The organism is Microbacterium neimengense (assembly GCF_054782995.1).
Window position 1 is genome coordinate 449,222 of the sequence record NZ_BAAGRK010000015.1, and the last position, 14,637, is coordinate 463,858.

Consider the following 14,637-nt stretch of genomic DNA (forward strand, 5'->3'; position numbering starts at 1 on the left):
GTCGGGGTCGCAATATGCGCAAACGGTGCCGCTCACTGCTGCTAGCGTTGCGCATCATGCCCGCCTTGGACCGTATCGACATCGAGCTGCTCCGCGCGCTTGCTGACGACCATCGCGCAACGGTCGTCGCTCTCGCCGAGCGCCTGCAGCTGTCCCGCAACACCATCCAGGCGCGGCTTGCCCGCCTCGATCGCACGGGGGCCTTCCTCAGTTACCAGCGCGCCCTTTCGACCGGGGCCCTCGGATTCCCGATCGAGGCGTACGTCAGCGTGACCGTGCGACAGCACGAACTGCCGCGCATCCGAGAGCAACTGGCGGAGGTGCCGGAGGTCCTGCAGGCCCACGGGCTGGCGGGTTCCGTCGATCTGCTCGTTCGGGTCGCGTGTCGCGATGCGCAGCATCTGTTCGACACCGACGCCCGCATCCTGGCGATCAGCGGGGTGGAACGCACGGAGACCTCGCTCGTCATGGACGAGGTCATCCCCTATCGCGTGACACCCCTCATGGGGTTGGCGCACCCGCAGCGATAGACGCCGCTGACGGGGACGTGTCCATTCTGACGAGCACGACCCCGACGATCAGGACCACCCCGCCGACGATCTGCACCGGACCGGGTGCCTCACCCAGAAGCGCCCAGGCGAACACCAGCGCGAAGAGGACCTCGGACAGTCCCACGAAGGATGCGACCCGAGAGCCGAGCATCGGCACGGCGATCACCCCGAGGGCGTACCCGAGGGTCGTCGCGACAGCACCGACCCAGCCGATGGCGACCCATGCCGGAAGTTGGATCCCCGCCAGGGCGACGGAGACGTCGGGAGCGGCGAACGGCAAGAGCCCGGTCATGCACAGGACGGCCATGAGAAGGGCCCCGACGATGAGCCCGCCCGCGGCGAGAGCGAGGGCCGGCAGCTCTTCTCCGGTGCGCTCGGACAGGAGGAAGTACGCGCCGACGCAGACCGCGGCGCCCAGCGCGAACACGGTGCCGAGAAGGTCGAAGCGCGCGCCGGCGATGTCCACGACCAGCACGAGACCGACGATCGCGACGGCCGATCCCATGAGCACCAGTCGCGATGGAGCGCGACGGGTGCGCACCCATGCGAGCAGGACCAGCAGCACGGGGGCGAGGTACTGCACGAGGAGGGCGACCGCCACCGGCATCCGTTGCATGGCGGCGAAGTAGAAGATCTGGCAACCCGCGACGCCAGTCAGGCCGAATCCGACGATGAGGGGCCACTGGCGGCGCAGGAGTCCCCGCCGGAGCCGAACGGCCCGCACGAGAGCAGGCGACAGGATGAGTGCCGCGAGCGACATCCTCACCAGGAGAGCCGCACCGAGAGTCCAACCGGCCTCGATGAGCGGCTTCACGACGGGGCCACTGGACGAGAAAGCCAGCGCCGACGCGAGTCCGACCGCGAGTCCCGCGACACGGCGCCCGGGGACGGGCAAAGGCGCGACCACGGTGAGGGAGGAGGTCTGGGCGACCATCGGCGTCTCCGGCTGTCAGGAGTAAACTAGAAGAACGCTGGTGACGCTATCCCCCATCGAGTCAGGAGTCAACTTGATCTTCACCCCTGACACACGCTCGTCCCTCGTCATGACCGCGGACATGGTGAACACGCTGCCCGGCACGGCCTCGCCGGACCTGGACGGCCTCGTCGATCTGGACGATCTCGCCGCATATCTTCGGGTGCACCCATACTCCGGAACGATTCGTCTCGACGCCGCCGAACTCGACGCGATCCGCCGCATCCGGCCGCGCCTGCGAGAGCTCTGGTCCGTCGATCGCGACGCCGCGGTGCCCCTCGTGAACGCCATGCTGCACGAGAGCAACGCGGTGCCGCGTCTCGTGCGCCACGATGCGTACGACTGGCATATCCACGCGACGCCCGACGACGGCCCCCTAGCCGATCGCATCCTGATCGAAGCGGCGATGGCGTTCGTCGATGTGATCCGCGCAGACGCGTACGAGCGGATCCGCGTCTGCTCGGCCGACGATTGCGGAGCGGTCTACGTCGACTTCTCCCGCAACGGATCCAAGCGCTACTGCGACACCGGCAACTGCGGCAACCGGATGAACGTCAACGCGTACCGTCAGCGGAAGGCGAAAGAAAGCGACTGATCGCGGCCGCCGCCGGCTCCGGCGTCTCATAGTGGATGAGATGGCCGACGCCGGGGATCTCGACGAGCTCGGCATTGCGGAACAGCGCACACAGGGTGCGCTCGGCCTCGATCGGCGTGATGTCGTCGAGCTGAGCCGCAACGAGCAGCGTGGGCTGGGAGATGCGCGGCGCGAACTCGCGCACGTCATGCGAGACGGAAGCCACGAACGCCTGCAAGAGCACGTCGCGGTCGGCGAAGCGCGAGAAGTAGCGATCGTGCTGGTCGTGGACGAACCGGCGCAGCAGCGGCTGACGCGTCTTGACCATGGCGACGCTCATGCCCCGCACGATCGCCCGGTTGCGCAGCAGCGCGTCACCGATGGGCGCGGGCAGACGCGCCGCCGCTCGGTAGTAGAACACAGCGAGGCGGGTCAGGAGTCCGCGCGGCCCCTCCAGCGCGGGCGCACCGATCGGGTTCACGAGCACGAGGCGATCCGTGGGGAGTCCCTCGGCCACGGCCGCCGATGCCACAATCGACCCGAACGAGTGACCGAGGATCGGCGCTCCCGGAGCCACCGCCGCCGCGAAGCCCTGCAGCCACTGCGCGTACAGCTCCAGATCGTGGACGCTGTTCGGGACCGGAGCCGTCTCGCCGAAGCCCGGGAGATCGGGAGCGATCACCCGGAAGCCGGGCAGGTTCGCGACGACCGGCTCGAGCCCGTGGTGATCCCCACGGAAGCCGTGCACGAGCAGCAGCGTTGTGCTGGCGTCTTCGTCGCCGTACTCCCAGTAGACGGTCTCGCCGCCCAGGACCTCGACGGTGTGCCGCTGCACGGGGATGGGCGCGAGCTTGTCGGCATAGGGATGCGGCGCGGTCACCGTTCGAGTCTACGTGGCGCCCGGCGTGGCCATCGAGACGTGGGGGTGGTCTCCCGTAGCGTGATCGCATGTCCGACCACCCCGTCGCCGCCGGCGCCCCCGAAGCGCTCTTCGACCCGGAGGAGTTCCTGACACCGCGTTCTCCCGAGTGGGTCAGGCGCATCGGAGTCTTCGACCTCGAGACGACCGGCGTCGATGTGACCCGCGACCGTATCGTGACGGCGCATGTCGGCGTTCTGGACGAGACCGGCTCCGTAATCCACGCGCGCTCATGGCTCGCGGATCCGGGCGTCGAGATCCCGCAGGGTGCGCAGGCCGTGCACGGTATCTCCACCGCACACGCCCGAGCCTATGGCCGTCCCGCTCCAGAGGTCGTCGCCGAGGTGTCCGCCGCACTCTCGGAGCTCTTCGCAGCGGGCACTCCGGTCGTCGCCTACAACGCCCCGTACGATTTCTCCCTGCTGCGACACGAGGCCGCGCGTCACTCCGTGGCGCCGATCGAAGACCCGTCTCCCGTCATCGATCCGCTGGTGCTCGACAAGGCGTTCGACACGTATCGTCGCGGCAAGCGGACGCTGAGCGTCGTCGCCGAGCACTATCGGGTCGTTCTCGAGGGTGCGCACGAAGCCGCAGCGGATGCGGTCGCCGCGGGAAGGGTCGCACTCGCCCTCTGCGAGAGGTACGGCGATCTGCTGCCGGCAGCCGTCGCAGAGCTCCACACGAACCAGATCGCCTGGGCGAGGTCTCAGGCGGAGAGCCTCACCGAGTACTTCGTCCGCATCGGGCGCATCGATCCGCTCGATCCCGTCGACGGACGCTGGCCGATCCGTTAAGACAACGAAGGGCCCCGCGATCACGCGGGGCCCTTCGTTGGTGAAGGCGTCTTACTTGGCGCCGAAGTTCTTGAAGCGCTGGTTGAACTTCTCGACGCGACCGGCCGAGTCCATGATGCGCTGCTTGCCCGTGTAGAACGGGTGCGAGGCGGAGGAGATCTCGACGTCGACGACGGGGTACTCGACACCGTCGAGCTCGATCGTCTTGTCGCTCGAGACCGTCGAGCGGGTGAGGAAGGTCTCGCCCGAGCCGAGGTCGCGGAAAACGACGTCGCGGTAGTCGGGGTGGATGTCAGTCTTCATGGTGTTCCTTGCGGGAGTGCTTCGGAGGAAAGTCTGCGGTGCCGGAAGCACCAAAAGACGAGTCTAACAGCAGGAGCGGCGCTTCGCCGCATCCGGCGCTCAGCGTGCCGCGCGGGCGGCGTAGCGACCGTCGGCCTCGGTGACCACGATCGGCATGCCGAACGTCTCGGAGAGGTTCTGCGCGGTGAGCGTCTCGGCGATCGGCCCCGAGGCTACGACGGCGCCCGCGCGCAGCAGCAGCACGTGGGTGAACCCGACAGGGATCTCTTCGACGTGGTGCGTGACCATGACCATCGCCGGCGTCGTGGGCGCCTGCGCGTACCCGCTCAGAAGCTCGAGGAGTTCCTCACGCGCGCCGAGGTCGAGGCTCGCGGTCGGCTCGTCGAGGAGCAGCAGCTCAGGGTCGGTCATGACGGCGCGAGCGATCTGGACACGTTTCTGCTCGCCGTCAGACAGCGTGCCGAACGTGCGATCGGCGAGGTGGTCGAGCTTCCACTCCGCCAGCACCCGCAGCGCCCGGCGCTCGTCGATGCGGTCGTACTGTTCGTTCCAACGCCCGAGCACGGAGAAGGCGGCCGTCAGCACGACGTTCAGGACGGTCTCCTCGGCGGGGATGCGCTTGGCCATCGCGCTGGAGGCGAACCCGATGCGGGGACGCAGCTCGAACACGTCGGTACGACCGAGACGCTCCCCCAGGATGGTCACCGCGCCCGAGGTCGGGTGATCGAGGGTCGCGGCCAGCTGCAGGATGGTGGTCTTGCCCGCCCCGTTCGCGCCGAGGACGACCCAGCGCTGGTCGCCGTCCACCTGCCAGTCCAGATGGGAGACGATGTCCTTTGCGTTGCGGCGGACGACGACGTCGGAGAAATCCAGCACCTGCGGCATGTCCTTCAGCCTACCGGGCCGTCCGTTCATGCCGAGCCGGATCAGCGAGCCTCGAGCACCTCGCGATAGAGCTGCTCGGTCTGCGCGGCGATGCGCGTCCAGCTGAACTCCTCGACCGCGCGTCGACGACCGGCGGCACCGTAGCGGGCGGCCTGTTCGGGATCGGAGACGACCTCGATGAGCACCCGGGCGAGGTCCTCGACGAAGCGGTCGGGATCCAGCGGCGTCCCGGTTCCGTCCTTGACCTGTTCGATCGGCACGAGGCGCCCCGTCTCGCCATCGACCACGACCTCCGGGATCCCGCCCGTAGCGGTTCCGACCACCGCCGCACCGCAGGCCATGGCCTCCAGATTGACGATCCCGAGCGGCTCGTAGATGGACGGACAGACGAACGTCGTCGCGGCCGTCAAGATCGCCGACAGCTCCGGGCGCGGCAGGTGCCGGTCGATCCAGATCACGCCATCGCGCGTCTCCTGCAGCTCGCGGACCAGACCCTCGACCTCCGCCATGATCTCGGGCGTGTCGGGAGCTCCCGCGCAGAGCACCAGCTGCACACCGGGGGGCAACAGCCTCGCGGCGCGCAGCAGATACGGCAGACCCTTCTGTCGCGTGATGCGCCCGACGAACACCACCGACGGCCTCGTCGGTTCGATGCCGAGCGCGCGAAGGAGATCCTCGTCGCGCGTCGGTTGCCACGCCTCGGCGTCGATGCCGTTGTAGATGACGCGCACGCGCGCCGGATCCACGTGGGGGTACGCGCGCAGGATGTCGGCCCGCATCCCCTCGCTGACGGCGACGACCGCCGCGGCGGACTCGTAGGCGGTGCGTTCGACCCAGCTCGACACCGCGTATCCGCCCCCGAGCTGCTCGGCCTTCCAGGGCCGCAGCGGTTCGAGCGAGTGTGCGGTCACCACATGCGGGATACCGTGCAGAAGGGAGGCGAGGTGGCTCGCGAAGTTCGCGTACCAGGTGTGGCTGTGCACGATGTCGGCCCCGGCGACGTCGCCCACGATCTCCAGATCGGTCCCGAGCGTCTTGACCGCGGGGTTCGCGTGTGCGAGCTCCGCAGGCGTCGCATACGACGTCGTGTCGGCCTCGTCGCGCGGCTCTCCGAAGGCGCGCACCTGCACCTCGACACGCTCACGCAGCGCGCGGACGAGCTCGGCGACGTGGACTCCGGCCCCGCCGTAGATCTCGGGCGGGTATTCCTTGGAGACGATGTCGACGCGCATGTCATGGACGCTAGTACAGGGGGTGCGTGCGGCATAGTCTGGTGCCATGCCGGCACCCAAGGTCTTCGGAATCATCCTCGCGGGTGGCGAAGGTAAGCGACTGATGCCGTTGACGGCCGACCGGGCTAAGCCGGCGGTGCCGTTCGGCGGACAGTACCGACTCATCGACTTCGCCATCTCGAACCTCATCAACTCGGGACTGCGACAGATCGTCGTCCTCACGCAGTACAAGTCGCACAGCCTCGACCGTCACGTCTCCCAGACATGGCGCATGTCTGCGCTGCTCGACTCCTACGTGACCTCGGTGCCCGCCCAGCAGCGCCTCGGCAAGCGATGGTTCTCGGGTTCCGCCGACGCGATCCTGCAGAGCCTGAACCTCATCAACGACGAACAGCCCGACATCGTTGTCGTGGTCGGTGCCGACCACGTCTACCGCATGGACTTCCAGCAGATGCTGGACGCACACATCTCGTCCGGGGCGCGTGCGACGGTCGCCGGCATCCGTCAGCCCATCGGCCTGGCGAACCAGTTCGGCGTCATCGACGTCGAGCCCGACGACCCGACTCGCATCCGCGAGTTCCTCGAGAAGCCGCAGAATCCGGCGGGACTCGTCGACAGCCCGCACGAGGTGCTGGCTTCGATGGGCAACTACATCTTCAACACCGACGCGCTCATCGAAGCCGTCGAAGCGGACGGCGAACTTCCCACCTCAAACCACGACATGGGCGGCGACATCGTGCCGTACTTCGTCGACCGCGGTGAGGCCGGCGTCTACGACTTCATCCGCAACGAGGTTCCCGGTTCCACCGACCGTGACCGGGCGTACTGGCGAGATGTCGGCACGATCGACTCGTTCTACGACGCGCACCTCGATCTGATCTCGACGCTGCCGATCTTCAATCTCTACAACATGCAGTGGCCCATCCACTCGCAGCTCGTGAACTCGCCCCCCGCGAAGTTCGTGCGGGATGCGGTGGGGCGCATCGGAAACGCGATCGACTCCGTCGTCTCCCTCGGATCCGTGCTGTCGGGGACGCATCTGGAACGCAGCGTCGTAGGCCCCTGGACCCTGGCGGGCGGCGGATCGACCATCACCGACTCCGTCCTCTTCGACCGGGTCCGTGTGGGGGCCGGTGCACGCATCCATCGGGCGATCCTCGACAAGAACGTCGTCCTGGCCGACGGCGCGACCGTCGGTGTCGATCGCGAGCGCGACCTGGCGCGGGGATTCACGGTGACCGATTCGGGGATCACGGTCGTCGGCAAGAACGTGCGCGTCGAGCCGTAACACCGACCCCGATGTCAGGGGCGCGCAGCAGCGGACGCTAGCGTGGACGGATGCGTGAGACCCACCTGCCTCGTCTGCTCGTCGTGCTCGACGCCGACTCCACACTCATCCGCAACGAGGTCATCGAACTGATCGCGGACGAGGCCGGGCGCGGTGCCGAAGTCGCGGCGGCGACGGAGGCCGCCATGCGCGGAGAGGTGGACTTCGCGACAAGCCTGCGCTCCCGCGTCGCCCAGCTGCGAGGGGTTCCCACCGCTTCGTTCGCACGCGTGCGATCGCGCATCGAGCCCACCCCCGGCGCGAGAGAGCTGATCGAGGCCGTGCATGCCCGCGACGGCGTCGTCGGCGTGGTCTCCGGCGGCTTCCACGAGATCCTCGACGAGGTGGCGCCCGCCCTGGGCGTCGACCTGTGGCGCGCGAACCGCCTCGAGGTCGACGCCGGCGCGCTGACAGGCGTCGTGGCGGGCGCCATCGTGGACGCCGAGGCCAAGGCGTCCCAACTGCTCGAATGGGCCTCGCGGCACGAGATCGATCCGCGCCGCACGATCGCCATCGGCGACGGCGCCAACGACCTCAGGATGATGCGCGCGGCGGCTCTAGGCCTCGCGTTCAACGCGAAGCCCGCGGTGCGCGCCTCCGCCGATCTCGTCATCGGCCGCGTGGACCTGCGCGAGGTCATTCCGCTCCTGCCCTGACGGTGTCCCAGGCGCGGCGTAGAGTGCCCAGATGAAGGTCTTCCTCATCCCGGGTCTCTGGCTCGACGCCGAATCATGGCACGCCGTGGTGCCCACGATCAACGACGCCGGCTTCGACGCCGTTCCCCTCACACTTCCGTCTGCTGCGGACGCGCATCTGACGGATTGGGTCGCCGCCGTGGTTGCACTGATCGACGCCGCCGGCGAGCCCGTCACGCTCGTGGGCCATAGCGGCGGTGGAAACGTCGCCTGGGGTGCTGCCGACGCGCGTCCGCACGCGGTCGCGAGGGCGATCTTCGTCGACACGGTGCCCGTCCCCGACGGCGCGGACATCTCCGCATTCCCCGTCGTCGATGGCGTCGTCCCGTTCCCCGGGTGGGATGCGTTCGACGCCCCGGACATCGCCGACCTGGACGACGGTATGCGTCAGCGGCTCGCCGCCGCAGCGGTGCCCGTCCCCGCGTCCGTTCCCACAGATCCGCTGCACCTGCACGACCCGCGCCGACACGGCATCCCCGTCACCGTCCTCTCCGGTCTTGCAGATGCCGAGGAACTCGATGCGCAGCTGTCCCAGTGGCCGAGTTACCGCGACGAATGGCACGCCATCGCCGTCCGCGAGGTCGCGTGCATCGGTTCGGGACACTGGCCGCAGTTCTCCCAGCCCCAGCGGCTGGGAGCGCTGATCGTGCGCGCGATCGAGCGCTGACGGTCAGTGACCCATCCCCAGGCCGCCATCCACCGGGATGACCGCACCGGAGATGTAGGCGGCGTCGTCGGAGGCGAGCCACGCGACGACCGCGGCGACCTCCGCAGCCGTGCCGTAGCGGCCGGCCGGAATGGCCTTCTTGTACTCGGCCTGCGTCTCGGCAGACAACTCCGCCGTCATGTCCGTCTCGATGAAGCCGGGAGCGACGACGTTCGTCGTGACGCCGCGCGCGCCGAGCTCGCGGGTCAGCGACCGGGCGAAGCCGACAAGTGCACTCTTGGAGCTGGCGTAGTTGATCTGGCCCGCCGAGCCGTAGAGGCCCACGACGCTGGAGATCAGGATGACGCGACCCCACCGCGCGCGGACGAGCCCCTTGGCGGCGCGCTTCACCACGCGGAAAGTGCCGCCGAGGTTGGTGTCGATCACGTCGTCGAAGTCGTCCTCGCTCATGCGCAGAAGCAGCATGTCGCGCGTGATGCCCGCGTTGGCGACGAGGATGGTCACCGGGCCGAGCTTCTCCTCGACCTCGGTGTACGCGGCGTCCAGTGCGGCGGCGTCCGTCACATCGGCGCGCACCGTGAGCGTCCCTTCCGGTCCCTCGCCCGAGCGAGCGGTCACGGCGACGCGGTACCCGTCGGACACGAAACGTTCGGCGATCGCGCGGCCGATGCCACGGTTTCCTCCGGTGATGAGCACGACACGATCGCTCGACATGGTTCTCCTCGTCAGTTCGGGCAGAGCATCCAGCCTATCGACAGGCCCGTTTGACACCGCCCGGCGGACACTGGAAGGCTTCCCTCACAGACGGAAAGGCACTCAGATGAGCGATCAGAACAACGACCTCCCTACGCCCGCATCCGCGGGAGAAGGCGGCACGCCCGACGCTCAGCCCGCACCTGCGGAGTCCTCCGGCGCGGCCCCGGCGTCGCCCGACTATCAGGCGCCTGCCTACACACCGCCGTCCTACCCCGCTCCGTCGACCCCGCCCCCCTCCCCTGCAGCGCCCGCCGCATACCCGGGATACAGTGCACCGCCCGCAGCACCCGCGGCCTATCCTGCGTACGGCGCGCCCCCGACGGCCCCCGCGTATCCCCCGGCGTATCAGGGCGCACCGGCCTACGGAGTCCCGCAGACGTACACGCCGTACCCCGCGGGCCCGAAGACCAACAGCCTCGCGGTCGTGTCGCTGGTCTCCTCGATCGTGGGCGTCGTCCTCCTGCCGTTCATCGGTTCCATCGTCGGCATCATCACCGGCCACATCTCGCTCAAGCAGATCCGTGAACGCGAGGAGGGCGGCCGCGGACTGGCGCTCGCGGGCACCATCACGGGCTACGCCGGCCTGGCGCTCTACGCGATCATCACCGTGCTCGTGGTCCTCTGGATCATCTGGGTCGTGAATATCGCCAACGGCGCCTACTACGACTACAGCTACTCCTCCTGACCGACCCCGCGAGCGGTGCCTCCGGCGTACTCTGGAAGCACCGTGAAGCACCCCTCCCCACCGCAGTCGGCGACCTCGCTCCCCCACGCACCGCGTGACGAGTCGAGCGCGCGCATGCTCAAGTACGTCATCATGATGGGCGTGCGGGTGGCCTGCTTCGGCGCGATGATCCTCGTGACCCCCTACGGCTGGTACACCTGGCTGTTCGCCGCGGGGGCGGTCTTCCTTCCCTACATCGCGGTCGTGATCGCGAACGTGGGCCAGGAGTCGCGCGCCGCGCCGGCCGAGACCGTGACACTGCCCGCTCTCGATCAGAGAGCCGAGCAGCCCTCCCCGACTCCGCACACCCAGGTGATCACCATCGCCGAGACACCCCTGAGCCCGCACGACACATGAGCGACGAAGCCATCTGCTCTCGAGCGGGATGTCACGACGGCGCCCTCTGGCGGGTGCTGTGGCGCAATCCGCGTATCCATGACGCGGATCGACGGAAGGTCTGGTTGGCCTGTGACGCGCACGTTGCGTATCTCCGCGATTTCCTCGCAACCCGGTCCTTCCCGGTGGCGGTCGAGCCCTTCGCCCCGCAGGACGCGTCATGAGCATCCGTCGTAACACGGCTCTGCGGTGGACGGCGTACGTCGGGGTCGCCATCGCGTTCGCGATCGCATGCGTCTTCCTCTCGAACTGGCAGTTCGCGCGCAACGACGCGAGGGCCGCGCAACTGGCTCTCGTCGAGCGCAACTACGACGCCGACGCGGTTCCGCTGGACGAGATGCTCCCCTCTGATCAGCTCGATCCGGAGTCCGAGTGGCGCCCTGTCGTCGTCGTCGGCGAGTACGTTCCGGAGCAGCAGACGGTGGTGCGCAATCGCCCCCACGGTGGCACGAGCGCGTTCGAGGTCCTGACGCCTCTGCGTACATCCGACGGACGCGTGCTCATCGTCGACCGCGGATGGATTCCACCGGCGGAGAGCGGCGACGGCCCGTCGGCGATCCCCGCGCCACCGGCCGGCACGGTGAGCGTTGTCGTGCGCCTGCGCGCCCCAGAGGCGCTGCCGACCTCGGGACGGACGGCGCCTGCCGGACAGGTACCGACCATCAATCTCCCTCTCGTCGCGGAGACGACCGGTCCCACGACACTCACCTCCGCCTATGGCGTGCTGGTCAGTGAGTCGCCCGCCGTCGCGCAGATGCCCTACGCGCTCGACGCCCCGTCGGAGGATCCTGGACCGCATCTGTCCTACGCGATCCAGTGGATCCTGTTCGCCGTGATGGGCTTCGTGTTCATCGGCTACATCATCCGCACGGAGCTCCGAAAGCGAGCGGAGGACGACGAGGACGAGACGACCCCGACGGCGTCGCCCGTCGTCCGTCGCCATGCGCGCGTGGATCGGGACGCCGAGCAGGAGGACGCGATCCTGGACCGCGCCGACGCCTGAGCGATCAGGCCAGGGTGATCAGGTCGACGTAGTCCCGACCCCAGATGTCCTCGACCCCGTCCGGGAGGATGAGGACGCGCTCCGGGTTGAGTGCCTCCACGGCCCCTGCGTCGTGCGAGACGAGCACCACAGCGCCCTCGTAGTGCGCAAGGGCACCGAGGATCTCCTCACGTGAGGCCGGGTCGAGGTTGTTCGTCGGCTCGTCGAGAAGCAGCATGTTCGCGCTCGAGACGACGAGAGTCGCCAGCGACAGGCGCGTCTTCTCCCCGCCGGAGAGCACCCCGGCAGGTTTGAGCACGTCGTCACCCGTGAAGAGGAACGAACCGAGGACTTTGCGCGCCTCTGTCGCGGTGATGTCCGGCGCAGCCGACATCATGTTCTCCAGGACAGACCGAGACACGTCGAGGTTCTCGTGCTCCTGCGCGTAGTACCCGATCTTCAAACCGTGCCCGGGTTCGATCGTTCCGGTGTCGGGAGCATCCACTCCCGCCAGCATGCGCAGCAGCGTCGTCTTCCCGGCGCCGTTCAGCCCCAGAACGACAACCTTCGAACCACGGTCGATCGCGAGGTCGACGTCGGCGAAGATCTCCAGCGAACCGTACGACTTCGACAGGCCGCGTGCCATCAGCGGCGTCTTTCCGCACGGAGCAGGCTTCGGGAAGCGGAGCTTCGCGACCCGATCCTCCTGACGCACATCGTCCAGGCCCGAGAGCATCTTCTCCGCGCGTGCCACCATCTGATGTGCAGCCGCGGCCTTCGAGGCCTTCGCCCCGAAACGCGCCGCCTGCAACTGCAGGGCGGTCGCCTTCTTCTCGACGTTGACGCGCTCTTTCTTACGGCGTTCCTCGTCTGCCACCCGCTGACGCTGGTAGTTCTTCCAGTTCATGTTGTAGATGTCGATGACCTGACGGTTGGCGTCGAGGTAGAAGACACGGTTCACCGTCTCACCGACGAGCTCCACATCGTGGCTGATGACGATGAGCCCGCCCTTGTAGTTCTTCAGGAACTCGCGGAGCCAGACCACGCTGTCCGCGTCGAGGTGGTTCGTCGGCTCGTCGAGGATCATCGTGTCGGCATCCGAGAACAGGATGCGAGCGAGCTCGATGCGCCGACGCTGACCTCCCGAGAGCGTCTTCAGCGGTTGATCGAGGATGCGGTCCGGAAGCGAGAGGTTGTGGGCGATCGATGCCGCCTCCGCCTCGGCCGCATAGCCGCCGAGCGACTCGAATCGCTCCGTGAGCGTTCCGTAACGCCGCATGGCTTTCGCAGCGACCTCCGAGTCGTCGTCGGCCATCGCGAGCGAGGCCTCCTGCATTCCGAGCGCGAGTGTTCCCAGCCCGCGCGCGTCGAGGATGCGTGTGCGTGCCAGCATCTCCGGGTCTCCGGAACGAGGGTCCTGCGGGAGGTAGCCGAGCTCTCCCCCACGCTGCACCTCTCCCGCCGAGGGCAGCAGGTCGCCGGCGAGGACCTTCGTGAGCGTCGTCTTGCCCGCGCCGTTGCGACCGACCAGACCGATCTTGTCGCCTCGGGAGACGCGGAAGGCGACCTCGGACATGAGAACGCGCGCTCCGACGCGGATCTCGAGGTCATGCACGGCGAGCACGGCGTACGTCCGTTCTGTTCGGGTGGGATGGCGGCCGGAGAAGGCCACCGTTCAGTCTACCGGGCGCGCATCGGCGCCGTCGTTCCGGCCGCACGGGCCGTCGAACACGGTCGAAATCGGGGGTCGAGTTAGGGTAGCCTCGCCTAGCACCCTTCAGAAAGGCCCTCCTCGTCATGCAGCTCAAGCGCTGGACCGCCATCGCGGTCGCCGCCGTCTCCCTTGCCGCTCTCACCGCCTGCAGTTCCGGAGCGGCGACCCCCGCCGCCACCGGCGAGGACGCGGGTCAGAGCGGCGCGTTCCCGCTCTCGATCGAGAGTGCTTTCGGCACCACCACGATCGACGCCAAGCCGCAGCGCGTCGTCACGGTCGACTGGGGCAACCAGGACGTCGCACTGGCGCTGGGAATCGTGCCGGTAGCCATGCCGAAGGTGACCTACGGCGATGAGGACGGCGACGGCCTTCTGCCCTGGGTGAAGGACAAGCTCGACGAGCTCGGCGCCGAGACGCCCGTACTCATGGATGAGACAGACGGGTACGACTACGAGGCCATCGCCGATGCCGCACCCGATGTCATCCTGGCCGCGTACTCCGGCATGACCCAGGAGCAGTACGACACCCTCAGCAAGATCGCCCCGGTCGTCACCTATCAGGACATGGCGTGGGGGACGTCGTGGCAGGACATGACCGTCCTCGATGGCACGGCGCTTGGGATGGCGGATGAGGCCCAGGAGCTCGTCTCCTCGCTCGAGAAGCACGTCGCCGACACGGCCGCGGAGTATCCGTCCATCGCCGGGAAGACCTCGCTCCTGTCGTACTTCGACCCGACCGATCTCAGCAACCTCGGCTTCTACAGCCGGTCGGATCCCCGTGTGGGCTACCTCGAGGAGATGGGCTTCGCCCCCTCCGCGTACGTCAAGGAGCAGTCCGCCGCGTCCGACGAGTTCTGGATCGTCACCAGCACCGAGCAGATCGAGAGCTTCGAGGACGTGCAGGTGATCGTCACCTACGGCACGGACGAGACGCTCGCGCGGTGGCAGGCCGATCCGCTCCTGTCCCGCATCCCCGCCGTCGCCAACGGCGCTGTCGCGGTGATCACCTCCGACTCGACGCTCTCCTCGGCCATCACGCCGTCGCCGTTGTCGATCGGCACGAGCTACGGGGACGACTACATCAAGCTGGTCGGAGAGGCCGCCGCCAAGGCATCATGACTCCACCGATCGTCCGCGGGCGCGGGC

The 14,637-nt window shown here is 68.2% G+C and carries 17 protein-coding genes; 10 read left to right on the top strand and 7 right to left on the bottom strand.

Annotation, left to right across the window (positions count from 1 at the left end):
• Positions 1-56: 56 nt before the first annotated feature.
• Positions 57-530: an Lrp/AsnC family transcriptional regulator gene (locus ACYVJS_RS12730; RefSeq protein WP_460740275.1), complete on the top strand. Its 474-nt coding sequence runs from the start codon at positions 57-59 to the stop codon at positions 528-530.
• On the opposite strand, the gene ACYVJS_RS12735 is transcribed toward ACYVJS_RS12730, so the two are convergent.
• Positions 502-1,485, bottom strand: a complete 984-nt coding sequence (locus ACYVJS_RS12735) for an EamA family transporter (RefSeq protein ID WP_460740276.1) — start codon at positions 1,483-1,485, stop codon at positions 502-504. The genes ACYVJS_RS12730 and ACYVJS_RS12735 overlap by 29 nt on opposite strands.
• 73 nt (positions 1,486-1,558) lie before the next feature.
• Here ACYVJS_RS12735 and ACYVJS_RS12740 point away from each other — a divergent pair, with 73 nt between their 5' ends.
• Positions 1,559-2,119 carry a CGNR zinc finger domain-containing protein gene (locus ACYVJS_RS12740; RefSeq protein ID WP_460740277.1) on the top strand — a complete coding sequence of 187 codons (561 nt, stop codon included), beginning with the start codon at positions 1,559-1,561 and terminating at the stop codon, positions 2,117-2,119.
• On the opposite strand, the gene ACYVJS_RS12745 is transcribed toward ACYVJS_RS12740, so the two are convergent.
• Complete coding sequence (locus ACYVJS_RS12745) at positions 2,079-2,978, bottom strand: alpha/beta fold hydrolase (RefSeq protein WP_460740278.1); 900 nt, start codon at positions 2,976-2,978, stop codon at positions 2,079-2,081. The genes ACYVJS_RS12740 and ACYVJS_RS12745 overlap by 41 nt on opposite strands.
• A 68-nt stretch (positions 2,979-3,046) precedes the next feature.
• Between ACYVJS_RS12745 and ACYVJS_RS12750 the strand changes: the two genes are divergently transcribed.
• Positions 3,047-3,811, top strand: a complete 765-nt coding sequence (locus ACYVJS_RS12750; RefSeq protein ID WP_460740279.1) for an exonuclease domain-containing protein — start codon at positions 3,047-3,049, stop codon at positions 3,809-3,811.
• A gap of 51 nt (positions 3,812-3,862) precedes the next feature.
• Here ACYVJS_RS12750 and ACYVJS_RS12755 read toward each other — a convergent pair whose 3' ends face one another.
• From ACYVJS_RS12755 to glgA, 3 genes are all read right to left on the bottom strand, one after another.
• A complete protein-coding gene (locus tag ACYVJS_RS12755) occupies positions 3,863-4,114 on the bottom strand; it encodes a type B 50S ribosomal protein L31 (protein ID WP_137417031.1) in 252 nt (83 codons plus the stop codon).
• A 99-nt stretch (positions 4,115-4,213) separates the two neighbouring features.
• On the bottom strand, positions 4,214-4,999 hold the full coding sequence (locus tag ACYVJS_RS12760; RefSeq protein ID WP_137417032.1) for an ABC transporter ATP-binding protein: 786 nt from the start codon (positions 4,997-4,999) through the stop codon (positions 4,214-4,216).
• A gap of 41 nt (positions 5,000-5,040) precedes the next feature.
• Positions 5,041-6,231, bottom strand: a complete 1,191-nt coding sequence (glgA, locus tag ACYVJS_RS12765) for a glycogen synthase (protein ID WP_460740280.1) — start codon at positions 6,229-6,231, stop codon at positions 5,041-5,043.
• A gap of 46 nt (positions 6,232-6,277) precedes the next feature.
• Between glgA and glgC the strand changes: the two genes are divergently transcribed.
• Genes glgC through ACYVJS_RS12780 form a run of 3 tightly spaced genes read left to right on the top strand, consistent with a single transcriptional unit; the run spans position 6,278 to position 8,920 of the window.
• Positions 6,278-7,519 carry a glucose-1-phosphate adenylyltransferase gene (gene glgC / locus ACYVJS_RS12770; protein ID WP_344228181.1) on the top strand — a complete coding sequence of 414 codons (1,242 nt, stop codon included), beginning with the start codon at positions 6,278-6,280 and terminating at the stop codon, positions 7,517-7,519.
• 50 nt (positions 7,520-7,569) lie between these two features.
• The gene (serB, locus tag ACYVJS_RS12775; protein ID WP_460740281.1) at positions 7,570-8,214 is read left to right on the top strand and encodes a phosphoserine phosphatase SerB; all 645 of its coding nucleotides are present in this window, start codon (positions 7,570-7,572) and stop codon (positions 8,212-8,214) included.
• A gap of 31 nt (positions 8,215-8,245) precedes the next feature.
• Entirely contained in the window at positions 8,246-8,920 is a 675-nt protein-coding gene (locus ACYVJS_RS12780) for an alpha/beta fold hydrolase (RefSeq protein WP_460740282.1), read from the top strand.
• A gap of 3 nt (positions 8,921-8,923) precedes the next feature.
• Here the strand turns inward: ACYVJS_RS12780 and fabG are convergent, their stop codons facing one another.
• Entirely contained in the window at positions 8,924-9,634 is a 711-nt protein-coding gene (fabG, locus tag ACYVJS_RS12785) for a 3-oxoacyl-ACP reductase FabG (RefSeq protein WP_460740283.1), read from the bottom strand.
• Between the two features lie 106 nt (positions 9,635-9,740).
• Here fabG and ACYVJS_RS12790 point away from each other — a divergent pair, with 106 nt between their 5' ends.
• From ACYVJS_RS12790 to ACYVJS_RS12800, 3 genes are all read left to right on the top strand, one after another.
• On the top strand, positions 9,741-10,361 hold the full coding sequence (locus ACYVJS_RS12790; RefSeq protein ID WP_460740285.1) for a DUF4190 domain-containing protein: 621 nt from the start codon (positions 9,741-9,743) through the stop codon (positions 10,359-10,361).
• Between the two features lie 42 nt (positions 10,362-10,403).
• The gene (locus ACYVJS_RS12795) at positions 10,404-10,757 is read left to right on the top strand and encodes a DUF3099 domain-containing protein (protein ID WP_460740286.1); all 354 of its coding nucleotides are present in this window, start codon (positions 10,404-10,406) and stop codon (positions 10,755-10,757) included.
• 199 nt (positions 10,758-10,956) lie between these two features.
• Positions 10,957-11,799, top strand: a complete 843-nt coding sequence (locus tag ACYVJS_RS12800) for an SURF1 family cytochrome oxidase biogenesis protein (protein ID WP_460740287.1) — start codon at positions 10,957-10,959, stop codon at positions 11,797-11,799.
• 4 nt (positions 11,800-11,803) lie between these two features.
• Here the strand turns inward: ACYVJS_RS12800 and ACYVJS_RS12805 are convergent, their stop codons facing one another.
• Complete coding sequence (locus ACYVJS_RS12805; RefSeq protein ID WP_460740816.1) at positions 11,804-13,402, bottom strand: ABC-F family ATP-binding cassette domain-containing protein; 1,599 nt, start codon at positions 13,400-13,402, stop codon at positions 11,804-11,806.
• A 173-nt stretch (positions 13,403-13,575) separates the two neighbouring features.
• Between ACYVJS_RS12805 and ACYVJS_RS12810 the strand changes: the two genes are divergently transcribed.
• On the top strand, positions 13,576-14,610 hold the full coding sequence (locus ACYVJS_RS12810; protein ID WP_460740288.1) for an iron-siderophore ABC transporter substrate-binding protein: 1,035 nt from the start codon (positions 13,576-13,578) through the stop codon (positions 14,608-14,610).
• The last annotated feature ends 27 nt before the right edge of the window (positions 14,611-14,637 follow it).